Source organism: Pseudocoprococcus catus (assembly GCF_019734885.1).
In the GTDB taxonomy this organism is placed as follows: Bacteria; Bacillota; Clostridia; order Lachnospirales; family Lachnospiraceae; genus Coprococcus_A; species Coprococcus_A catus.
The window spans coordinates 55,100-77,852 of the sequence record NZ_JAAXCM010000020.1; the positions used below are offsets into that span (position 1 = coordinate 55,100).

Annotated in this window: 18 protein-coding genes; 15 read left to right on the forward strand and 3 right to left on the reverse strand. The window is 43.4% G+C overall.

What is annotated here, in order from left to right; genetic code table 11:
- From HED67_RS02295 to xylB, 12 genes are all read left to right on the forward strand, one after another.
- Positions 1 to 1,482 carry a sensor histidine kinase gene (locus HED67_RS02295; RefSeq protein WP_221717398.1) on the forward strand — a complete coding sequence of 494 codons (1,482 nt, stop codon included), beginning with the start codon at positions 1 to 3 and terminating at the stop codon, positions 1,480 to 1,482.
- A 176-nt stretch (positions 1,483 to 1,658) separates the two neighbouring features.
- Entirely contained in the window at positions 1,659 to 2,765 is a 1,107-nt protein-coding gene (locus tag HED67_RS02300) for an ABC transporter substrate-binding protein (RefSeq protein WP_221717399.1), read from the forward strand.
- Positions 2,766 to 2,928: 163 nt separating this feature from the next.
- On the forward strand, positions 2,929 to 4,446 hold the full coding sequence (locus tag HED67_RS02305; RefSeq protein WP_221717585.1) for a sugar ABC transporter ATP-binding protein: 1,518 nt from the start codon (positions 2,929 to 2,931) through the stop codon (positions 4,444 to 4,446).
- A complete protein-coding gene (locus tag HED67_RS02310; protein ID WP_178438285.1) occupies positions 4,439 to 5,494 on the forward strand; it encodes an ABC transporter permease in 1,056 nt (351 codons plus the stop codon). The genes HED67_RS02305 and HED67_RS02310 overlap by 8 nt, the downstream gene beginning before the upstream one ends.
- A 2-nt stretch (positions 5,495 to 5,496) precedes the next feature.
- Entirely contained in the window at positions 5,497 to 6,534 is a 1,038-nt protein-coding gene (locus tag HED67_RS02315; RefSeq protein WP_117526426.1) for an ABC transporter permease subunit, read from the forward strand.
- A gap of 118 nt (positions 6,535 to 6,652) precedes the next feature.
- Positions 6,653 to 8,149: an L-arabinose isomerase gene (gene araA, locus HED67_RS02320; RefSeq protein WP_221717400.1), complete on the forward strand. Its 1,497-nt coding sequence runs from the start codon at positions 6,653 to 6,655 to the stop codon at positions 8,147 to 8,149.
- 150 nt (positions 8,150 to 8,299) lie between these two features.
- Positions 8,300 to 9,895, forward strand: a complete 1,596-nt coding sequence (locus HED67_RS02325) for a xylulokinase (protein ID WP_221717401.1) — start codon at positions 8,300 to 8,302, stop codon at positions 9,893 to 9,895.
- A gap of 88 nt (positions 9,896 to 9,983) precedes the next feature.
- Positions 9,984 to 10,685: an L-ribulose-5-phosphate 4-epimerase gene (locus HED67_RS02330; RefSeq protein ID WP_221717402.1), complete on the forward strand. Its 702-nt coding sequence runs from the start codon at positions 9,984 to 9,986 to the stop codon at positions 10,683 to 10,685.
- A gap of 138 nt (positions 10,686 to 10,823) precedes the next feature.
- Positions 10,824 to 11,477 (forward strand): fructose-6-phosphate aldolase, encoded by a 654-nt coding sequence (fsa, locus tag HED67_RS02335; RefSeq protein ID WP_117540523.1) that lies wholly within the window; start codon positions 10,824 to 10,826, stop codon positions 11,475 to 11,477.
- Between the two features lie 206 nt (positions 11,478 to 11,683).
- Positions 11,684 to 13,012 (forward strand): ATP-binding protein, encoded by a 1,329-nt coding sequence (locus HED67_RS02340; protein WP_221717403.1) that lies wholly within the window; start codon positions 11,684 to 11,686, stop codon positions 13,010 to 13,012.
- Positions 13,013 to 13,034: 22 nt separating this feature from the next.
- The gene (locus HED67_RS02345) at positions 13,035 to 14,519 is read left to right on the forward strand and encodes an L-fucose/L-arabinose isomerase family protein (RefSeq protein ID WP_221717404.1); all 1,485 of its coding nucleotides are present in this window, start codon (positions 13,035 to 13,037) and stop codon (positions 14,517 to 14,519) included.
- 308 nt (positions 14,520 to 14,827) lie between these two features.
- Complete coding sequence (gene xylB, locus HED67_RS02350; protein WP_221717405.1) at positions 14,828 to 16,285, forward strand: xylulokinase; 1,458 nt, start codon at positions 14,828 to 14,830, stop codon at positions 16,283 to 16,285.
- A gap of 165 nt (positions 16,286 to 16,450) precedes the next feature.
- Here xylB and HED67_RS02355 read toward each other — a convergent pair whose 3' ends face one another.
- From HED67_RS02355 to mgtE, 3 genes are all read right to left on the reverse strand, one after another.
- Positions 16,451 to 17,227 carry a sulfite exporter TauE/SafE family protein gene (locus tag HED67_RS02355; RefSeq protein WP_221717406.1) on the reverse strand — a complete coding sequence of 259 codons (777 nt, stop codon included), beginning with the start codon at positions 17,225 to 17,227 and terminating at the stop codon, positions 16,451 to 16,453.
- A 2-nt stretch (positions 17,228 to 17,229) separates the two neighbouring features.
- The gene (locus HED67_RS02360) at positions 17,230 to 17,661 is read right to left on the reverse strand and encodes a MarR family winged helix-turn-helix transcriptional regulator (protein ID WP_242993916.1); all 432 of its coding nucleotides are present in this window, start codon (positions 17,659 to 17,661) and stop codon (positions 17,230 to 17,232) included.
- A gap of 80 nt (positions 17,662 to 17,741) precedes the next feature.
- Positions 17,742 to 19,133: a magnesium transporter gene (mgtE, locus tag HED67_RS02365; protein ID WP_221717407.1), complete on the reverse strand. Its 1,392-nt coding sequence runs from the start codon at positions 19,131 to 19,133 to the stop codon at positions 17,742 to 17,744.
- Between the two features lie 649 nt (positions 19,134 to 19,782).
- On the opposite strand from mgtE, the gene HED67_RS02370 reads away from it, so the two are divergent.
- The 3 genes from HED67_RS02370 (at position 19,783) to HED67_RS02380 (ending at position 22,752) form a co-directional block, all read left to right on the forward strand.
- Positions 19,783 to 20,826, forward strand: a complete 1,044-nt coding sequence (locus HED67_RS02370) for a hypothetical protein (RefSeq protein WP_221717408.1) — start codon at positions 19,783 to 19,785, stop codon at positions 20,824 to 20,826.
- A gap of 184 nt (positions 20,827 to 21,010) precedes the next feature.
- On the forward strand, positions 21,011 to 21,235 hold the full coding sequence (locus HED67_RS17340) for a hypothetical protein (RefSeq protein WP_015514923.1): 225 nt from the start codon (positions 21,011 to 21,013) through the stop codon (positions 21,233 to 21,235).
- Positions 21,220 to 22,752, forward strand: coding sequence for a DUF438 domain-containing protein (locus HED67_RS02380; RefSeq protein ID WP_004613245.1), 1,533 nt, complete (start codon positions 21,220 to 21,222; stop codon positions 22,750 to 22,752). Before HED67_RS17340 ends, HED67_RS02380 begins: the two co-directional genes overlap by 16 nt.
- Position 22,753: the final 1 nt, after the last annotated feature.

Genomic DNA, 22,753 nt, shown 5'->3' on the forward strand with positions numbered 1-22,753 from the left:
ATGTTTGGATATAAGAAGCTTTCCCTGAATCGAAAGATTATGATGATCGCCGTGGCGGCTATTGTACCGATGATTTGTCTTGTCTGCTATCTGCTCTGGACAATTTCCTATACGACCGGTGTGTATGCGGACATCACGAACAATGTGGCAGAGGCCAATGAATATGTCCGGGATTTCAAGGAGCGGATTGACTATACCACTTACCTGGCGGTCATCAACAACAAGAAGATTGATGAGCTGGATGTGGGAACTGTGACGGTCAATGGTATTTTGACGGTGGATCCCTATGCCTATATCGATGAACTGAAAAGCGTCTGCAATGATCTGGCGCGTTCTGCAACGGTTGAATTGAACAAAAGTCAGATGGTTCGCCTGAAGAATACATTGAATACACTGTCAAATTGTATTCATGATTTGGAGAATAATATTGGCCGGGAGAATTCCTATGATCAGAATATGGCCACGCTGGATAATGATGTTTATGCACTGACATCTCTGGTGCAGTCATGTATCCGTGACTATATTTATGCAGAAACCCTGAATTTCGATCAGATCAAAGCACAGCTGGATGAGAATAATCGGACAATTTTCTGTTTTACGATTCTGGCGTCGCTTTTTGTTGTCATTTTGACGGTAGGACTTTCTGTCAGGGCGTCCAGAAACATTACCGGCCCGATACGTAATCTCTGTACACTGACCAGCAGGGTCGCCGAAGGTGACTTTACGGCACAGACGAAGGATGTGGAGTCAGAGGATGAAATTGCTCTGCTTATGGATAATTTCAACGATATGACCAAGGAGATCGGTCAGCTTGTGGAAGATATGAAGCGCAACCATGAGACATTGCGGCTGAGCGAGACGAAACTTTTGCAGGCGCAGATCAATCCGCATTTCCTGTATAACACACTGGATACGGCAGTGTGGCTGGCGGAGGCGAAACAGAATGATCAGGTGATCCGTCTTCTGACCTATTTGTCTGATTTCTTCCGGACTTCTCTGAGCAATGGGCAGAACTTTATCACGATCCAGGAGGAGCAGCGGCATATTGAAAGTTATCTGAAGATCCAGCAGTTCCGTTACCAGGATACGCTGGCTTACAACATTGATATAGACAAGGCGTTATATAATTTTACGATCCCGAAGCTGCTTTTACAGCCGTTAGTTGAGAATGCTCTGGTTCATGGGATTCGCGGCAAGCGGGGGAAAGGAACGATTTCTGTGACCGGCCGCCTGGAAGGGGATAATATTGTCTTCTGTGTGACGGATGACGGTGTAGGCATGGATGAAGAAAAACTGTATAATCTCAGGAAGGCTTCTGTGGACGGAAGTACCCAGTCAGCCAATATAGCGGCCTTTGGCGTGGGCAACGTCAATGAGCGGATCCATATTTATTATGGCGAAAATTATGGTTTATTTTTCAAAAGTCAACCGGATGTGGGCACCACAGCAAGGGTTTTGATACCGGCCAGAAATGTTTCATAAAAAAATACACTTTTATCATAAAAAAGTACACTTTTTTTGAATGGGTCAAAACATTCACAAAAAGTTCAAAAAATATTAACCTAAAAAAAAGAATCCTCTGTTTCCAAAATTATGGGAATACGGTATGCTTTTCACATAAGATACTTATTATTTCATAACTAGGAGGAGAAGAGTTTATGAAGAAGAGATTTTTAGGGGTATTATTGTCAGTAGCTATGGTTGCTGCAGTATTGGCAGGCTGCGGCTCATCAGGTACTAAAGAAACAGCAGCACCTGCAGGCAGCGAAACAGAAGCTGCAAGCGAAGCAGCATCTGGTGAAACAGAAGCAGCAGGCAACACAGGTGACGTGATCACAGTTGGTTTTTCACAGGTTGGTGCAGAATCTGACTGGCGTACAGCTAACTCAGAATCTATGAAATCTACATTCAGCACAGAAAACGGTTACAATTTAATCTTCGATGATGCTCAGCAGAAACAGGAGAATCAGATCGCAGCGATCCGTAACTTCATCCAGCAGGAAGTTGATTATATCGTTCTTGCACCTGTAACAGAATCCGGTTGGGATACAGTTCTTCAGGAAGCTAAAGACGCAGAAATCCCTGTTATCATCGTTGACCGTATGGTAAACGTTTCTGATGACAGCCTTTACACAGCTTGGGTTGGTTCCAACTTCAAACTGGAAGGTCAGAAAGCATGCGAATGGCTGAAAGCTTATGCAGAAGCTAAAGGCATGAGCGAAGTTAATATCGTAGATATTCAGGGTACAATCGGTGCATCCGCTCAGATCGGACGTACAGAAGCCCTCAACGAAGCAGTAAAAGCTAATGGCTGGAATCTGTTAGCTCAGCAGACAGGTGAATTCACACAGGCTAAAGGCCAGGAAGTTATGGAATCTATGCTGAAACAGTATGACAACATCAACGTTGTATACTGCGAGAACGATAACGAAGCATTTGGTGCAATCGAAGCAATCAAAGCAGCTGGTAAGACAGTTGGTCCTGATGGTGACATCCTTGTAATGTCCTTCGATACAACAAAACAGGGTATCACAGATACATTATCAGGTGATATCATTGTTAACACAGAGTGTAATCCTCTTCACGGCCCACGTGTAGAACAGATTATCAAACAGCTTCAGGCTGGCGAAACACCAGAGAAACAGGCATATGTAGAAGAAGGTATCTACGCTCATGGTTCTGATGTAGCATCCGTTTCAATCGACGGTACAGATTATGAAGTTACAGAAGTAACACAGGATGTTGTAGACGCTCGTGCATACTAAAATTTATAGGAATTAATTTTCCGGGAACATAATGATTGGCGTGGTAGAAAGAGGCAGAAGCCTGGAATGCTGCCACGCCAATTTTATGCTTATACGTTACATGTCAACTTACCCGAAATGGGAGAGATTTTAGAGAGAGAATTTGAAAGCAGGTGAATGCTATATGTCCAATGATGTTGTTTTAAGTATGAGAGATATCTCGAAAACATTTCCGGGTGTCAAAGCATTGCAGCATGTAGATTTTACGCTTCGCAAAGGTGAAATCCATGCGTTAATGGGAGAGAACGGAGCCGGCAAGTCCACACTGATCAAGGTGCTTACCGGAGTACATAGTTTAGACGGCGGTGAGATCAGAATAGCGGGTTCTGATGCACCGATTATCAATAAATCCCCGCAGGATGCCCAGAGCCACGGTATCAGTACCGTGTATCAGGAAGTTAATCTTTGTCCGAATCTGTCAGTGGCGGAGAACCTTTTTATCGGACGTGAGCCGAGAAAGTTTGGTTTTATTGACTGGCATACAATGAATAAGAAAGCAACAGAGCTCTTGAAGAGTCTGGATATTGATGCAAGAGCAACTGATAAATTAGAGGAATGTTCTCTGGCGAAGCAGCAGATGATTGCCATTGCCAGAGCGGTAGATATGAAGTGCCAGGTTCTGATTCTGGATGAACCGACATCTTCTCTGGATGATGAAGAAGTTGAGAAACTTTTCGTATTGATGAGACGTCTTCAAAAAGAAGGCGTTGGTATTATCTTTGTTACGCATTTCCTTGAGCAGGTATATGCGGTCTGTGACCGGATTACTGTTCTTCGAAATGGTACACTGGTTGGAGAGTATCCTGTAAAGGAACTGCCTAGAGTAGAACTGGTTGCCAAGATGATGGGCAAGAACTTTGATGATCTGGCAGATATCAAGGGAGATCATAAAGTACTTGAGAAGTTTGAACCGGTTATCGAAGCTGAACAGGTTGGAAGAAAAGGCAGTATCAAACCGTTTGATTTTGCTGTCAACAAAGGTGAGGTTGTGGGCCTGACAGGACTTCTGGGTTCCGGACGTTCCGAACTGGTGCGTGCCATTTACGGTGCGGACAAGCCGGATACAGGTAAGATCAAGGTCAACGGCAAGGAAGTGAAGATCAATTCTCCGCTGGATGCCATGAAACAGGGTATGGCTTATCTGCCTGAGGACAGAAAGAAAGATGGTATCCTTGCTGATCTGTCTGTACGTGAGAACATCATTATCGCACTTCAGGCGAAGAGAGGCATGTTCCATCCGATGAGCAGAAAAGAGATGGAGGAAGCCGCAGACAAATATATCGATATGCTGCAGATTAAGACAGCCAGCAGAGAGACACCGATCAAGAGTCTTTCCGGTGGTAACCAGCAGAAGGTGATTATCGGCAGATGGCTTCTGACCAATCCGGATTATCTGATCCTGGATGAGCCGACACGAGGTATCGATATCGGTACAAAGACTGAGATCCAGAAACTGGTGCTTGACCTGGCAGACCAGGGCATGGCCGTTACATTTATTTCTTCCGAAGTTGAGGAAATGCTTCGTACATGTTCACGTATGGGAGTTCTCCGAGACGGCAAGAAGGTCGGCGAGATTTCCGGCGACCAGCTGACACAGGAAGGCGTTATGAAAGCAATAGCAGGAGGTGACAGCAATGAATAAGGATTCGATTAAGAAAATAACATCCATGCGCTTGTTTTTGCCAATCGTATGTCTGGTTGCTGTTTTATTAGTGAATTTGATTACGACACCGGGATTCTTCAAGATTTCCATTAATAATGGTGTTTTATATGGTTACATTGTGGACGTTGTCAACCGTGCATCCGAGCTGGTTATTCTGGCTGTCGGTATGACACTGGTAACGGCTGCTTCCGGCGGTCAGGATATCAGTGTTGGTGCAGTTATGGCTGTTGCAGCAGCTGTCTGCTGTCAGATCCTTTCTGGTGGTGAAGTATCTGTTACTGAGCTGGCTGCTCCGATGGGTCTGGCAATTATTGCAGCTATTCTGGCTTCTGCACTCTGCGGTGCCTTTAATGGTTTCCTTGTAGCCAAGATGAATATTCAGCCGATGGTTGCCACACTGATTCTGTATACAGCAGGACGTGGTATCGGACAGCTGATCACAGCAGGTCAGATTACATATGTCCGTGTGGATTCTTATAAGGTATTTGGTGGTTATATCGGGAAGATTCCTGTACCGACACCGATTTTCCTGGCGATTATCGTTGTTATCATTGTGAATCTGATCCTGAAGAAAACAGCTCTTGGTCTGTATATTGAAAGTGTTGGTATCAATGGTACGGCTTCCAGACTGGTTGGTCTGAATTCAACACTGATCAAATTCCTGACATACGTGATCTGCGGTGTGTTGGCAGGTATCGCAGGTATTATCGCATCCAGCCGTATTTATTCAGCCGATGTTAACAACATTGGCCTGAACCTTGAAATGGATGCCATCCTTGCAGTTGCTCTTGGCGGCAATGTACTGGGCGGCGGTAAGTTCAGTCTGATGGGCTCCGTTATCGGTGCTTATACGATCCAGGCTCTGACAACAACGCTTTATGCGATGAATGTTAAAGCCGATCAGCTGCCGGTTTACAAGGCCATCGTTGTCGTTATTATTGTTACACTGCAGAGCCCTGTATTCCAGAGTTTCATTGCAAAACAGCGTGCAAAAAAAGCTGCAGCAGCAGTAGAGGGAGGTAAATAATCATGGCTAAGTTAAAAACAACCACAGATTCAAACAGAAAGATTAACGGCAATACCTTCCTTTTGATTATCACAATTGCACTTTTTGCGATCATGTATATCGCAGGTATGGTTATTTTCGCAGATAAGGGTTTTGCAAAACCACAGATGTTTCTGAACCTGTTCATTTCCAATGCCGGTCTGCTGGTTATTGCAGTTGGTCAGACCATCGTTATGATCACAGGCGGTATTGATATCTCTGTTGGTTCTATTACAGCGTTGGTTTGTATGGTTATGGCCAATCAGATGGAGAATCACGGCATGAGTGCTTATGCAGCGATTGCTGTTGCACTGGTTATCGGTCTGGCTTTCGGTATTGTACAGGGCTTCCTGATTTCTTATCTGGAGATCCAGCCATTCATTGTCAGCCTGGCAGGTCTGTTCTTTGGACGTGGTATGACTTCCATGGTCAGCACAGAGATGATTTCTATCAAGAATGAAACATTCCTTGCATGGGCCAATGCAAAGATTTATCTGCCGTTTATTGGTTCCTACAGCAAGAGCGGTAAGTTCCATCCGGCATATATTTATCCGACGGTTATTATTGCTCTGATTATCGTAGCGATTATCGCAGTTGTTATGAAATATACCAAATTCGGCCGTGAAGTTTACGCTGTGGGCGGCAATGCACAGAGCGCGTTAATGATGGGTCTGAATGTTAAGAGAATCAAATTTAAAGCTTATGTGCTTGAAGGTCTGCTTGCAGGCTGCGGCGGTTTCTTATTCTGCTTAAACAGCTGTGCAGGTTTCGTAGAACAGGCCAAAGGTCTTGAAATGGATGCCATTTCTGCATCCGTTATCGGCGGTACACTGTTAAGCGGTGGTGTGGGTACACCATTCGGCACCATCTTCGGTGTTCTGATCAAAGGTACCATCACAAGCTTGATTACCACACAGGGGACATTGTCCAGCTGGTGGGTACGTATCGTACTTTCCGCACTGCTTTGTTTCTTCATCGTATTACAGGCAATTTTTGCCCGCATGAAGAAGAAAAACGCTTAACATTGACCTAAGCATGCGCAGGAATTCAGGTAAGAAATATGTCTGCACGGCAGACCTGAATTCCGCGCCAAGTTTCGTATATACTCAACTTGAACATACACAGAAAGGAATTAAAAACATGTTAAAGGTGAAAAATTATCAGTTCTGGTTTTGTACAGGTTCACAGGATCTGTACGGTGATGAGTGCCTGTCCCATGTGGCAGCACATTCCAAAGAAATCGTAGAAAAACTTAATGCATCAGGCAATCTTCCATATGAGGTTGTATGGAAACCAACCCTGATCACCAATGAATTAATCCGTAAAACGATGAATGAGGCCAATATGGATGATAATTGTGCCGGCATTATCACATGGATGCATACTTTTTCACCGGCAAAATCCTGGATACTCGGCCTTCAGGAACTGAGAAAACCTTTGCTTCATCTGCATACACAGTATAATCGTGAAATCCCATACGATACCATTGATATGGATTTCATGAATGAGAATCAGGCAGCTCACGGTGACAGAGAATACGGTCATATTTTCTCACGTCTGCATATGGAACGCAAAGTGGTTATGGGTTACTGGGAAGACAAATCTACACAGGATAGAATCGGCTCCTGGATGTGTACAGCTGTAGGCGTTCTTGAAAGCAGCCATATCCGTGTGATGCGTATTGCTGACAACATGAGAAATGTTGCGGTTACAGAGGGCGATAAGGTTGAAGCACAGATCAAATTCGGCTGGGAAGTGGATGCTTATCCGGTAAATGAAATTGCAGAAGCAGTGAAAGCAGTTTCAAAGGCAGATATTGATGCACTGGTAGAAGAATATTACAGCACATATAATATTTTACTTGAAGGCAGAGACGAGAAGGAATTCCGTCAGCATGTGGCTGTTCAGGCCGGTATTGAAATCGGTTTTGAACGTTTCCTTGAAGAAAAGAATTATCAGGCCATTGTTACGCACTTTGGCGACTTAGGTGCCCTGCAGCAGCTTCCGGGTCTGGCTATCCAGAGACTGATGGCTAAAGGCTATGGTTTCGGTGCGGAAGGCGACTGGAAGACAGCAGCCATGGTGCGTCTGATGAAGATCATGACAGAGGGCATGAAAGGTGCCAAAGGTACATCCTTTATGGAAGATTATACATACAATCTTGTACCGGGCAAAGAAGGTATTCTTCAGTCCCATATGTTGGAAGTTTGCCCGACAATTGCAGATGGCCCTATTTCTATCAAAGAGCAGCCATTATCCATGGGTGACAGAGAAGATCCTGCAAGACTTGTATTTACAGCTAAAGAGGGCAAGGCTATTGCCACATCCCTTATCGATCTGGGCAATCGTTTCCGCCTGATCATCAATGACGTAAACTGCAAGAAGACAGAAAAACCAATGCCGAAGCTTCCGGTTGCAACTGCATTCTGGACACCGGAACCAAATCTTCAGACAGGTGCTGAAGCATGGATCCTGGCAGGCGGTGCACATCATACAGCTTTCTCCTATGACCTGACGGCTGAGCAGATGGGTGACTGGGCAAACAGCATGGGCATTGAAGCTGTTTATATCGACAAAGACACAACAATCAGACAGTTTAACAATGAGCTGAAATGGAATTCCATTTACTATCGTTAAATTGATTAAAAGACAGGCAGCTGCGATAGTGTGGTATAAACCGCAGGCAGCTGCCTGCCTGTGGTTATAGAGATAGACAATGTTTGAATTGGACAGAGTGTCCATTTCAAAGCAGGATTCGACAGCGAATCCATGAATCAGGAGGATAGAATGGCAGATTTAAAAGCAATTATTGAGAGCGGCAAAACAGCACTGGGTATTGAATTCGGTTCAACCAGAATCAAGGCAGTGCTGATCGATGAATCATTTAAACCAATCGCTTCCGGCAGTTACAGCTGGGAGAATCAGCTGATCGACGGTTTCTGGACTTATTCTCTGGATGATATCTGGAAGGGTTTAAGAGACTGCTACAAGAGCCTGGCAGCCGATGTGAAAGAAAAATACGGTGCAGAGCTGACGAAGATCGGCAGCATCGGTTTTAGTGCCATGATGCACGGCTATATGGCCTTTGATGAGAAGGGCGAGCTGCTTGTACCGTTCCGTACATGGCGAAACAGTACAACAGGTCAGGCGGCTGAAGCATTGACAGAATTATTTAATTACAATATTCCTCAGAGATGGAGCATTTCCCATTTGTATCAGGCGATTTTAAATGGTGAGGAACATGTCGATCAGATCAGTTATCTGACAACGCTGGCGGGTTACATCCACTGGCAGCTGACAGGGCGGAAAGTCCTTGGTATCGGCGATGTTTCCGGTATGTTTCCGATCAATGACAAGACCCATCAGTATGATGAGACAATGGTTGAGAAGTTTGGTAAGCTTATTGAAGATAAACATTATCCGTGGACATTAACAGGTATTCTTCCGAAAATCCTTGTGGCCGGAGAATCTGCCGGTGTGCTGACAGAAGAGGGAGCCAAGCTTCTGGATGAAAGCGGCAAATTGCCGGCAGGTATCCCACTGTGTCCGCCGGAGGGGGATGCAGGTACAGGTATGGCAGCTACCAACAGCATTGGTGTTCATACAGGTAATGTTTCTGCCGGTACATCTGTTTTTGCCATGGTGGTTCTGGAAGACCAGTTAAAGGCCGTTTATCCGGAGATCGATATGGTGACAACACCTGTGGGCAGTCCGGTAGCTATGGTGCATGCCAATAACTGTACATCCGAGATCAATGCCTGGGTAGGCCTTTTTAGAGAATTTGCGGAGCTGTTCGGCATGGATATCAGTCAGAATGACCTCTTTGAGAAATTATTCAAAGTGGCCATGGAGGGTGATGCAGACTGTGGTGATATGATGTCTTACGGTTACTATTCAGGGGAAAATATTACCGATATCACAGAAGGCCGTCCGCTCTTTGTGAGAAAACCAACCAGCCGATTCAGTCTTGCTAACTTTATGCGTCTGCATTTGAGCAGTGCCCTGGGTGCCCTGAAAGTAGGTATGGATATTCTGATCAAGAAAGAGCATGTGGCCATTGATAAGATTTACGGTCACGGTGGTTATTTTACTACAAAAGGTGTGGGACAAAAGCTTCTGGCAGCTGCCATTGATACACCGGTATCCGTTATGGAGACAGCCGGCGAGGGCGGTCCATGGGGTATGGCACTGCTGGCATCTTATCTGACATGGAAGGGTGAAGACGAAACACTTCAGAATTATCTGGAGGGCAAAGTATTTGCCGGAAATGCAGGTACAAGTGAAGAACCGGATGCAAAGGATATCGAAGGTTTTGAGAAGTTTATTGAGAATTATAAAGGTGCAATAGCAGTTGAAAAGACAGCATCAGAAGTGATAAAATAAACATGTCATTTTGCATCGGGACTCACAAGGGAATGTTGATGCGGGAAGTCTAAAAAGCCTTTATGGCAGAAAAGAGGGTGTTAGTCGAATGCTTGAAGAATTAAAGAAAGAAGTCTACGAAGCCAATATGCTGCTTCCGAAGTATCAGCTTGTGACTTTTACATGGGGCAATGTCAGCGGGATTGACCGCGAGAAGGGCCTTTTTGTCATCAAGCCGAGCGGTGTGGATTATGACAAACTGAGACCGGAAGATATGGTTGTTGTAGATCTGAATGGCAATAAAGTAGAGGGCGATTACAATCCGTCTTCTGATACAGAGACACATGTTGTCTTATATAACCGTTTTCCGAAGATCGGCGGTATCGTACATACTCATTCACCATGGGCCACAAGCTGGGCACAGGCCGGCCGTGGTATTCCATGTTACGGGACAACCCATGCCGATTATCTGTACGGCGAGGTACCTTGTGTGAGAAACCTTACAGAGAAAGAGATCAATGATGCCTATGAGAAGAATACAGGTGTCCTGATCGCAGATGAATTTGAACGTCCGGGTTTGGATTATATTGCAACACCTGCCGTTCTCTGCAAGAATCACGGACCGTTCACATGGGGCAAGGATGCCCATGAGGCTGTACACAATGCCGTTGTTCTGGAAGAAGTTGCCAAGATGGCAGCCCGATGTGAGCTGATCAATCCGAAGGTTCAGCCTGCACCGCAGGAACTTCAGGATAAGCATTATTTCAGAAAACATGGTGCCAATGCGTACTATGGTCAGCCGGGTAAATAGATTTCCGTTAAACGAGGTAGCAATTATCGTAACTTAAAAATGCAAGCATTTTATACCTGTTTTTTGAAATTATGCTTGGCTCTGAACAGTTACAAATTATCATATAATTAAGGGCGAAAGGCCCCAGGAGGTAAAATTATGAAATTTTTCATTGACACAGCGAATGTAGAAGATATCAGAAAAGCAAATGACATGGGCGTTATCTGCGGCGTTACAACGAACCCATCCCTGATCGCCAAAGAAGGCAGAGATTTCAAGGAAGTCATCAAAGAGATCACAACGATCGTTGATGGACCGATCAGCGGCGAAGTAAAGGCTACAACTGTTGATGCAGAAGGCATGATCAAAGAGGGCCGTGAAATCGCAGCTATCCATCCAAACATGGTTGTTAAGATTCCTATGACAGTTGAAGGTTTAAAGGCTGTTAAGGTTCTGTCTGCAGAAGGCATCAAGACAAACGTCACACTGATCTTCACAGCTAACCAGGCTTTACTGGCTGCAAGAGCAGGTGCTACATATGTATCCCCATTCCTCGGCAGACTGGATGATATCAGCACAGCAGGTATCAGCCTGATCGAAGATATCGTAACAATTTTTGACAACTATGGCCTCGAAACAGAGATCATCGCTGCATCTATCAGACATCCAATGCACGTAACAGATTGTGCACTGGCAGGTGCGCATATCGCAACAGTTCCTTACAAGGTAATCGAGCAGATGACACATCATCCGCTGACAGATCAGGGTATTGCTAAATTCCAGGCAGATTACAAGGCTGTATTTGGCGAATAAAAAATTTATGTTATGCGGAGAGCCGTCAGTTCATGTGTAACTGTCGGCTTTCTTTATAAACTCCTCTTGAAGAAAATGCGATTTTACTATAATATTAAAGAAAAGAAAATGCGATTTTACGGTATTTTGCGAAAAAATAAAATGCGGATTTAATATATATTAGCGAAAAATAAAATGCGGATTTTTCAATAAAGGAGGAAAACAGTATGTTCAAACGCAAAATTTATGAAAAACTAGTAGAGTGGAAAAAGGAGTCTGATGGAAGAACCGCGCTTTTAGTGGAGGGCGCCAGACGAATTGGAAAGTCCACAGTTGTAGAAAATTTTGCAAAGAATGAATATGAAAGCTATATTTTAATTGATTTTTCAACAGCTTCAAGAACGGTTAGGGAGCTTTTTGAAGATATATCTGATTTGAATTATATTTTTTTACAGCTTCAGCTGCAATATAAAGTTGATCTGCATGAAAGAAAATCGTTGATTATTTTCGATGAAGTGCAGTTATGCCCATTAGCAAGGCAGGCCATTAAATCGTTGGTTAAAGATCATCGGTATGATTATATTGAAACCGGGTCATTAATTTCTATTAAGAAAAATGTGCAGGATATTCTTATTCCCAGTGAAGAAAGAAAAATAAGCATGTATCCGATGGATTATGAGGAGTTTTTGTGGGCAATAGGTGACACGGTAAGTACTTCTCTGGTTAAAAAGCTGTTTGAAGCGGGACAGGCACTTGGTGAGAAGATGAATCGAAAATTACTTAGAGACTTCAGATTATATATGCTGGTGGGAGGAATGCCGCAGGCTGTTGATGAATATATCAAAACGAATAATTTTCGAAAAGTGGACGCCGTGAAGCGGGATATTCTTAGTTTGTATGAGGATGATTTTAAAAAGATAGATGCGACCGGAAGATTATCTGTTTTATTTGATGCCATTCCGGCACAGCTGAATAAAAATGCATCCCGCTATCAGATTTCAAGTGTTTTGGACAGCGGATGGTCGGACAAAATGTTGGAACTCATAGCTGAATTGAAAGATTCAAAAACGGTTTTGATTTCCTATCATACAAATGATCCAAACGCCGGTATGGCAAATAACAAGGATCTGACAAAATTTAAAATGTTTTTGTGTGATACAGGGTTATTTGTTACACTTATGTTTAAAGATAAAGATTTCACGGAAAATATCATCTATGAAAAACTTTTAAATGACAAGTTGAGTACAAATCTGGGTTATTTGTATGAAAATGTTGTCGCACAAATTTTGGCGGCGAATGGCAACGAATTATTTTATTATACGTTTGCGAATCCTATTTCCAAACATAATTATGAAATAGATTTTTTGCTTGCCAGGAAAAATAAGCTTTGCCCGATAGAAATAAAGTCATCTGGTTACAAAACACACAAATCACTGGATGCATTTTCGCAAAAATATTCAGATAGAATTTTGTGGAAATATCTTGTCTATACCAAAGATTTGTGTAAGGACCAGGATATTATATGTCTGCCAGTTTATATGGCACAATTTTTATAACATGAAATGGAGGAGTTTTATTATGAGCAATATGCCGGAAGTGAAGTTAGGTGTTGTGGCTGTCAGCCGTGATTGTTTCCCTGAAAGTCTTTCTGTCAGCAGAAGACAGAATCTGATGAAGGCTTATACAGAGAAGTATGGGACAGAGGGAATCTATGAATGTCCTGTCTGTATCGTGGAGAGCGAGATCCATATGGTGCAGGCACTGGAAGATATCAAAAAAGCGGGATGCAACGCCCTTTGTGTTTATCTCGGTAACTTTGGTCCTGAGATTTCAGAGACACTGCTTGCAAAGCATTTTGACGGACCGAAGATGTTTATTGCCGCTGCAGAAGAGAGCGGAGACAACCTGTTGGATGGCAGAGGTGATGCATACTGTGGTATGTTAAATGCCAGTTACAATCTGCAGCTGCGCAATATCAAGGCCTATATTCCTGAGTATCCTGTGGGTGATGCTGAGAAATGTGCCGATATGATCCATGAATTTATGCCGATCGCAAGAGCGGTCATCGGACTCCAGAATCTGAAGATCATCAGCTTTGGACCAAGACCAATGAATTTCCTCGCATGTAATGCCCCGATCAAACAGCTTTACAATCTGGGGGTTGAAATTGAAGAGAATTCAGAGCTTGATCTGTTTGAAGCTTTTAACAAACATGCCGGTGATGAGAGAATTCCTGCCATTGTGAAAGAGATGGAAGAAGAACTCGGCACAGGTAACAAGAAGCCTGAAATCCTTGTTAAGCTGGCTCAGTATGAACTGACATTAAAAGACTGGATCGAAGAGCATCGTGGTTATCGCAAGTATGTAACATTGACAGGCAAATGCTGGCCGGCATTCCAGACACAGTTCGGTTTTGTACCATGTTATGTGAACAGCCGTCTGACAGCGCAGGGCATTCCGGTATCCTGCGAGGTGGATATTTACGGTACACTCAGTGAGTTCATTGGAACGGTTGTCAGCCAGGATGCTGTTACACTGCTGGATATCAACAATTCTGTACCGTCTGATATGTACAACAGCGATATAAAGGGTAAATATAACTATACTCAGAAAGATACATTCATGGGCTTCCATTGCGGCAATACAGCTTCCAGCAAACTGTCCTTCTGCGAGATGAAGTACCAGAAGATTATGGCAAGAACACTGCCTGAGGAAGTGACACAGGGTACCCTTGAAGGAGATATCAAACCGGGTGACATCACATTTTACCGTCTGCAGAGTACAGCAGACAATAAGCTTCGCGCTTATGTGGCCCAGGGTGAAGTTCTTCCTGTGGCAACACGTTCCTTTGGTTCCATCGGCGTCTTTGCCATTCCTGAAATGGGCAGATTCTATCGTCATGTTCTGATTGAGAAAGGATTTCCGCATCATGGCGCAGTAGCATTCGGTCATTACGGCAAGGCACTGTTTGAGGTATTTAAGTATATCGGCGTGCCGGTAGAGGAGATTGGTTATAATCAGCCGGCAGGAGTACGCTATCCAACTGAAAACCCTTGGGGCTAATAAAAATACAAGAATGCGAAACTTCATATGTCTAGGGCATTGTGAAAAATTAAAAGTTCAAAGCAGGCACGTTTACACTGCCCAGCACTGGCAGCAGTATATAAGGCGGTAAAGGACACCGCCTAAGGACTGGCCGTGCTGGAAGCACCTGCTTTTGAATCTTTTAATTTTTCACAACTGTTCAGGAGTATAATTGAGTTTCGCATTTTTAATACTTTCATTAAAATGTGATAAAATATATCGAATTAGTTGTATTTATAGGAAAATTAATTAAAGGATTCTCAGAGGGAAAGATAGGAGGAAGTAGTTTGTTATATATAGGAGTCGACCTGGGAACTTCCGCGGTAAAGCTGCTAATGATGGATGCGTCTGGCGATATTAAGAAGGTTGTGTCCAGAGAGTATCCGCTGTTTTTTCCGCAGCCGGGGTGGTCTGAGCAGCATCCGGAGGATTGGTTTACCCAGGCGATGGATGGGCTGAAGGAACTAACGGCTGAGTGTGACAAGTCTCAGGTGGCTGGTATCAGTTTCGGAGGACAGATGCATGGTCTGGTTGCGTTAGATGCCGATGATCAGGTGATTCGTCCGGCGATTCTGTGGAATGACGGCAGAACCGGTGAAGAAACAGAGTTCCTGAATACAGTGATCGGCAAGGATAAGTTGTCTGCTTACACGGCCAACATTGCTTTTGCCGGTTTTACGGCACCGAAGATTTTGTGGATGCGAAAGCATGAGCCGGAGAATTTTGCGAAGATTGTAAAAATCATGCTGCCGAAGGATTATCTGGCTTATCGGTTATCCGGTATTTTCTGTACAGATGTGTCCGATGCATCCGGTATGCTTCTGATGGATGTGAAGCATCGCTGCTGGTCGAAGAAAATGCTTGATATCTGCGGTATTACAGGAGAAATGCTGCCAAAGCTTTATGAGAGCTATGAAGTGGTGGGTACACTGAAAAAGGAAATCGCAGAGGAACTGGGCTTTTCTGAAAATGTAAAAATTATTGCCGGTGCCGGCGATAATGCAGCAGCGGCAGTGGGAACAGGTACGGTGGGAGAAGGCAAATGCAATATTTCGCTTGGGACTTCCGGAACAATTTTCATTTCCAGTGGGCATTTTGGTGTGGATGAATACAATGCGCTGCATTCCTTTGCCCATGCAGATGGTCATTATCACCTGATGGGCTGCATGCTCAGTGCGGCATCCTGCAATAAATGGTGGAATGAAGAAATTCTGAAAACCAAAGATTATAGCGCGGAGCAGACGGGAATTACGAAGCTGGGCGAAAATCATGTCTATTTCCTTCCGTATCTGATGGGTGAGCGTTCACCCCACAATAATCCGGACGCAAGAGCCATGTTCATCGGCATGTCTATGGATACAAAAAAAGAAGAAATGACCCAGGCAGTGCTGGAAGGAGTTGCTTTTGGTCTGAGAGATTCTCTGGAGGTAGCCAGAAGTCTCGGTATCAGCCCTGAGAGAACGAAAATCTGCGGCGGCGGTGCGAAGAGCTCTCTGTGGCGTCAGATCATTGCCAATGTAATGAATCTGAAGGTGGATGTTCTTGAGAATGAAGAAGGCCCGGCACTCGGAGGTGCTATGCTGGCGGCTGTGGGATGCGGAGAATATCCGGATGTGGAGACTGCAGCAGCAAAGATTGTCAAGGTGGTGGACACAGTGACACCGGAACCTGAGCTGACCAGGAAATACGAAGAACGCTATCAGTATTTCAGAAAGATTTATCCGACTGTAAAGGAATTGTTTTGAGAGAACAAGAAAAATGATTCGGTGAAAATTCTCGGTTAAAAACAGATAATCGGCGAAAGAAAATGTTAATGCCGTAAAACAAATGAAGCACTCATTTACGCAATGAGTGCTTCAAATTTTGTGAATTATGAGCCGGAATTCACAGAGTGTGTTTTATTTTGTTATTTACGATAAAAATGAGAACGCCATAACAACGACACCGAGAACAACAAGGATTACACCGGTTGCACGGTTCAATGTCTTTGGTGTGGCTTTGTTGGCCAATACCGCAGCAATTCTGGCCCAGATCAGAGTGAAGATGATGCACAGGATCCAGACAGCAGGATCCGGCAGGCCGCCGATGGCAAAATGAGAGACTGCTCCGGTAAATGCGGTGAAGGTCATGATAAAGACGCTTGTTCCAACGGCTGTTTTGAGTTCGTATCCCAGAACAGAAGTCAGGATCAGAAGCATCATCATACCGCCGCCGGCACCGATAAAGCCGCATATAAATCCGATAATGATACCGCAGATAACAGACTGCATGGCACGTTTCTTAGCGGATACGCCCTGCATCGCTTCCTTGGTAGTCATAACCGGTCTCACAATGAATTTGATACCCAACAGGAAAGTCATAAAGACGGAGAAATTGCCCATGGTTGCGGATGGAACCAGGCTGGATATATAGCTGCCCACAACAGTGAAGATCAGGACAGTAACCATCATGATCAGGCCGTTTTTGATATCCAGATTCTTGTTCTTGCCGTAAGTATAAGCAGAAACGGCGCTGGCCAGTACATCGGATGATAATGCAATGCCTACGGCCGTATAGGGGTCAATACCGAGAAAGGTGATGAGGATCGGACTGATGACGGCGGCAGCACTCATACCGGCAAAACCTGTTCCCAGACCGGCTCCCATGCCGGCAAAAAAAGTAACAATAATCGTAAAAAGTAAATGCATAACTAGTTGTCCTCCAGAATAAGATTCAGATTGAGTTCCATTTGCTGCATGCCCTGGAATATGGTTTGGCGTGTGGTATCGTCGATATCTGCAAAAAGCTGTTCAACAAAGTGTTCCTGCAGCTGCTGGCCTCTGCTGATGATAGGCTGTGCCTTATCGGTACAGAGAAGCTGGACTTTACGTCGGTCACCTTCTACATTCTTTCGGACCAGATAACCTTCATTTACAAGCTTATCAATGTTGACAGAGACAAGATTCGCTTTAAGCTTTCGGACTTCGACAATATCTCTGGCTGTTTTGAATTCAGGGTTATTGGCCAGAAACATAAGAATATCAAAAGCTGTCTGGGGCAGTTTCAGTTCATGGCAGAGCGGTTTGCACATGCTTTCATAGGCCAGAGACAGTTTCCTTGGAAATTCAATACCTAATTTCACAAAAAGCCTCCTTATAGAATAATTAGTTCAAATTTGAAATATCTATTTATGAACTAATATAAACCATAAGGAGACTTTTGTCAAATATGGAAAACATCAATCAGGAATACCATTGCCAGTCCATAGTATGTAACGACAGCTACCAGATCATTGACAGTTGTAATCAGCGGGCCGGATGCAACCGCCGGGTCCACGTGGATTTTGTGGAAAAACATTGGCACAATGGTGCCGATCATGCTGGAAACGACCATGGCCACAACCAGTGAGAGGCCGACACAGCCTGAGATCAGGAAAGCGGAAAGCCATGCGTATTTCTTGAAAAAGTGGATGTAGACACCGAGAAATACCAGAGCCATCAGGCCAAGGCTGATGCCATTGAAGAAACCGATTCTCATTTCCTTGCCGAGAAGGTAGAGTTTCTTTCTTGTGTTCAGGTTTTCATCCATCAGAACACGGATAGTAACAGCCAGGGACTGTGTGCCGACATTGCCTGCCATATCAAGAACCAGTGATTGGAAACAGATAACAATCGGCAGAACGGCAACAACGGATTCGAAGATACCCACAACCGAGGATACACCCATGCCCAGAAATAACAGGATGATCAGCCAGGGCAGTCTTTTCTTCATGCTGATGATGGTCGTTTCATTTAAGTCTTCTTCAGATGTCAGACCACCGAGCTTTGCATAATCATCGCCCATGGCATCGTCAACGAGTTCCACAATGTCCGTTGCGGTCAGGATGCCGGCGATACGGCCCTCTTTGGTCAGAACAGGAAGAGAGTCTTCTTCGTAATCGGCAATCTTGTCAATGCAGTCGTTGATTTTCTCGTGTTCGCAGACATAAGGATAGGAACGACTGATAATGTCGGACAGGGCATCATTTTCGCGGGCAATGATTAAATCCTTCAGATCAATGGCACCTACAAATTTCTCATCCTTATCCACAACGTAAATGGTGGAAATATTGTCATGTTCACCAGCCTGGCGAACGAGAGCGCTCATGGCTTCACGGATGGATAATTTGTCGGAAATACAGATGAAGTTGTTGGTCATACAGCTTCCGATTTCGTCATCATCATAGGAAAGCAGTCTGCGGACGTCCTTTCGGGTATCTTCATCCAGATGGCTGACAAGTTCCTGTTTTTTGTGTTCGGTCAGATCATCCAGAATGTCCAGTGCATCATCGGCATCCATGTAAGAAACCACTTTGGCAGCCTTTTCAATCGGAAGTTCTTCAATATATTTTTCAGAATCATCCAGATAAGAAAAGATTTCAGCTACTTTCTGTGCGCCGAGGACAGGATAGAGTTGCTTTCTTTCGTTTTCACTCAGCAAGGTGATCGCTTCAGCAATATCTTTCTCATGGTAATCGGAAAGCAGCTTCGGCAATTTGGTGGTATCTGTTTCCGTGCGGATAATCTTTAACAGTTCTTTTACATAATCTTTCTTGTAAAACATTCTTTTTTTCATGTCGTCCTCCTTGTCACCCCAAAAAAGGGCATAAAAAATACATCGCTTCACGTTTCAGTTTAATAGCATAGACTGTTGGATGCGATGTACAAAAGAACGCACGAAAATATAGGATGCGTATAGAAAAGAGGTTGCCCAAAGGCCCCATGTCTGCAAAGCAGAGGCAAATTCCATACGAATATGTTGTGTCTGCTTTGCAGGCACAACTATTGTATTAAGATTTACGCGAGCAACGAGCCAAAGTTCGTGCTTGCACGAGACCTTGGCGACTGCCGCGATAACTTGAGAAACTCGCGGAGCGTGTTTCTCATAGTTTGCTTATGGGTCTGGGGCTGAGCTTTCCAAATAGCCGCATTCTGACTGTATACTTCTGTTCACCGCATATCTTACTTCGACCTATGCAACTGTCCATGAAAACTCACCTCCATTTAACTTTCAAATTTTGTCAATGATTGACCACTTATAGAAGTGGGGAATCTCGTATAGAGATAGTCCTTTTGGATAATAGCAGAAAAATCTGGAAAAGACAACCCCCCCTAAAAACAATTTTTAATTTTTATGGTAAAGTTTTGTATCGCTTTCTGTTGTTTGCATTGTCCTGCTGCTGGTCATCGGAATTTTTTCCACCGGGTATAGTATGCAGAACATTTTGTCAACGCAGCTGCGCACGGAAATACCATATGAATATAGTGTCATAGACTATAATAATGGTGAAACGGATACGATTTTAAGCCGACTGCCCTCTGAAATCAAGGATAGCAGCCTGATTGCAGACAGCTATGAATGTGTGGAAGGGATCATGGCAGAGGGAAAGGTATATTACAAGGAGTATGACGTTCAAATACCAGAAACATTGGCTGCTTATAGATTTGGAGATTTACCAATGATGTTTGTAAGCCTGTCAGATTATAATGGTTTGCGCAAATTGCAAGGCATGGAGGCGGTTGATTTATCAGAAAATAACTATAGAATCTTATATGATAAAGACACTGTTCGTGAACTTGCAAAACAATTTCATGATAAAAATATCAATCTAACTCTTGACGGAAACGTGCTTTCTCTGGTGAATGAAGCTGAAGAATTTATCATGTCAAATAGTGGCATGGGTCAAATCATATTTGTAGTCGCAGATGCATGGATGAAAAATATGAATGTCGATACAATGATATGGAATGTACAGTGTGTGAGTGAAGACGCAGCAAAAGAATTTGGTGCATTGTTGGATAATTATCAGGAAAAGAGCGAAAGAGAATGTGCCTTTGTGCATTACGTGAGTAAGCAGCAGGTATATGAATCTTCAGTTACTACAAAGGCAATCATAGCATTTCTGGCAATTTACCTTGGTATTGTATTTATGATAGCTTGTGCAGCAATTCTTGCTATTCAGCAGCTATCCGAAGCTACTGATAATGTAGAACGATACAATCTCCTAAAAAAACTGGGTGTAGAACGACGTGAACTGAATCGCGCACTATTCATCCAAATTCTTAGCTATTTTCTGTTTCCGCTTTTACTGGCAGTGATTCATTCAGTTGTTGGCTTGACGGTGGCAAGCCGGGAAGTTATCGAGGTGTTTGGAGATATGAATGTAGCATCCACGATCTTTGCAACATCGGTATTTATTGTGTTAGTGTATGGAAGTTATTTCCTGCTGACATATGTGGGAAGTAAAAGCGTTATTAACAAAGGATAGTATAAAATGTACCCTATAGATTGGACACTTTGAGTTTTAAAACTGAGAAATCGGAATTTTATGAGGTGAGTTATGTAAAAAGCAAAAGCAATTAATATTTTGGGAGAATTTTGTGGCAAGCGTGATATAGAAGAATTTACACAAAATGTATTAGAAAAAAATTGGAATCAATCAGGCTGATGTAATGGTTTTATTTGGAGGAAACATTATAGCCGGTGGTGATATTCTTGCTGAAGCCATTCAGAACGAAGTGGCAAAGAAAAATATTATTGTCGGAGGTGCTGGACACACAACAGAGACATTGAGAAATGTTGCTGGAGCAACAGATTATTTTAGGGAATTTAGGTTATTTTATTTTGTAACAAGGAAAGATAGAAAGGTGTGGATGTTTATATGGCAAAGAAATTAGACTTAAACAAACCAGTATTTGAATTGGTTCAGGAATATCCTGAGCTTGTAGATGTTTTAAAGGATTTAGGATTTTCAGAGATTACAAAGCCTGCAATGCTTAACTCTGTGGGACGCATCACAACAATTCCAAAGGGAGCTAAGATGAGAAACATATCCATGATGAAGGTTGTGCCGGCACTTATGAGTAATGGGTTTGAACTTATTGGGAAGATGCCAAATATCTTTGCACTTGGAAAGAATAATGCAGGAGACGAGACCAGCAGTGAAGATGGGGCTTTTCAGGAAAATACAAGAGAAAAGATAAAGAGCTATTTAAAGCGACTTGGAGAAGGCGAAGACTTAGAGAGTGTGCGCAAAGACTTCGTAGAGAATTTTTCAGAGGTAGAGGCATCTGAAATTATGAAAGCTGAGCAGGAGCTAATTAAGGAAGGCACACCAATCACAGAAGTGCAGAAATTGTGCGATGTTCACAGTGCCTTATTTCACGGTGCAACAAAGGAAGAAAAGATTGCAAATGCAGAAAAAGCAGTAGAAGAGTCACTTAAGAAAGAGGAGACATCTAAGAAACTGATGCCGGATGCATACAATCAGAAGCATGCTGCAGCAAAGACTCTTAGAGAAACTGTTGGACATCCGATGTATCGATGGGCTCTTGAAAACGAGAAGATAGCCGCATTGATTCATGAAATTCAAGGAGATATTGAGTCTGGGAATGATGTAGGAGAGAAGCTATCTGAGCTTCGACAGATTTCTATTCATTATGCAGAAAAAGGAGATCTTGTCTATCCGGTATTAAAGGTACGCTATGAGATCTCAGGACCTTCGGATGTGATGTGGACAGTGGATGATGAAATTCGTGATGAGCTAGCTGCACTTGATAAAATATCAGATTATGATGAAGAATGGATGAACCGACTTCAGACAGTTCTCAAACGAGCAGATGAGATGATCTATAAAGAAAATAATATTTTATACCCTATCTGCGCAGTGAATTTCAGCAGGGAAGAGTGGTATGGCATTTACGAGGATGCTAAGGACTATGCACCTGTGTTTGGAGTAGAAATGATCTGGGATGAGGCAGAAAAATATAGTGCTGATAAAAAAGCAAGAACAGAGGCGGCTCTAAGCGATGGAGAAATCATATTAGGTGGTGGTCATATGACAGTTCCACAGCTGGAAGCACTTCTCAATACATTGCCTATCGAGATTACATTTGTGGATGATAATAATATCAATCGCTTCTTCAACGAAGGACCAAAGGTGTTCAAACGCCCTCAGATGGCGATTGACAGGGAAGTATTTTCTTGCCATCCACCTAAGATAGAACCGATGGTGCGAGCAATTTTAGATGATTTTAGAAATAATAAGCGTGACAGAGTTCCAGTTTGGATGGAGAAGAATGGAAAACCATTCCTTGTAACATATATGGCAGTAAGAGATAAGAAAGGCAATTATCTTGGAACGGTTGAAGTAGTACAGGATATGCAGTTTGCAAAAGAGCATTTTGAACAATAAG

Excerpts from the sequence above, each read along its gene's own strand:
- HED67_RS02305 (WP_221717585.1), top strand. The coding sequence starts at position 2,929 with ATGTCCAATGATGTTGTTTTAAGTATGAGAGATATCTCGAAAACATTT.
- HED67_RS02355 (WP_221717406.1), bottom strand. The coding sequence starts at position 17,227 with ATGCATTTACTTTTTACGATTATTGTTACTTTTTTTGCCGGCATGGGA.
- HED67_RS02310 (WP_178438285.1), top strand. The coding sequence starts at position 4,439 with ATGAATAAGGATTCGATTAAGAAAATAACATCCATGCGCTTGTTTTTG.
- HED67_RS02315 (WP_117526426.1), top strand. The coding sequence starts at position 5,497 with ATGGCTAAGTTAAAAACAACCACAGATTCAAACAGAAAGATTAACGGC.
- HED67_RS02380 (WP_004613245.1), top strand. The coding sequence starts at position 21,220 with ATGGCAAAGAAATTAGACTTAAACAAACCAGTATTTGAATTGGTTCAG.
- HED67_RS02340 (WP_221717403.1), top strand. The coding sequence starts at position 11,684 with ATGTTCAAACGCAAAATTTATGAAAAACTAGTAGAGTGGAAAAAGGAG.
- HED67_RS02295 (WP_221717398.1), top strand. The coding sequence starts at position 1 with ATGTTTGGATATAAGAAGCTTTCCCTGAATCGAAAGATTATGATGATC.
- HED67_RS02300 (WP_221717399.1), top strand. The coding sequence starts at position 1,659 with ATGAAGAAGAGATTTTTAGGGGTATTATTGTCAGTAGCTATGGTTGCT.
- HED67_RS02330 (WP_221717402.1), top strand. The coding sequence starts at position 9,984 with ATGCTTGAAGAATTAAAGAAAGAAGTCTACGAAGCCAATATGCTGCTT.
- HED67_RS02325 (WP_221717401.1), top strand. The coding sequence starts at position 8,300 with ATGGCAGATTTAAAAGCAATTATTGAGAGCGGCAAAACAGCACTGGGT.
- fsa (WP_117540523.1), top strand. The coding sequence starts at position 10,824 with ATGAAATTTTTCATTGACACAGCGAATGTAGAAGATATCAGAAAAGCA.
- araA (WP_221717400.1), top strand. The coding sequence starts at position 6,653 with ATGTTAAAGGTGAAAAATTATCAGTTCTGGTTTTGTACAGGTTCACAG.
- HED67_RS17340 (WP_015514923.1), top strand. The coding sequence starts at position 21,011 with ATGGTTTTATTTGGAGGAAACATTATAGCCGGTGGTGATATTCTTGCT.
- HED67_RS02345 (WP_221717404.1), top strand. The coding sequence starts at position 13,035 with ATGAGCAATATGCCGGAAGTGAAGTTAGGTGTTGTGGCTGTCAGCCGT.
- mgtE (WP_221717407.1), bottom strand. The coding sequence starts at position 19,133 with ATGAAAAAAAGAATGTTTTACAAGAAAGATTATGTAAAAGAACTGTTA.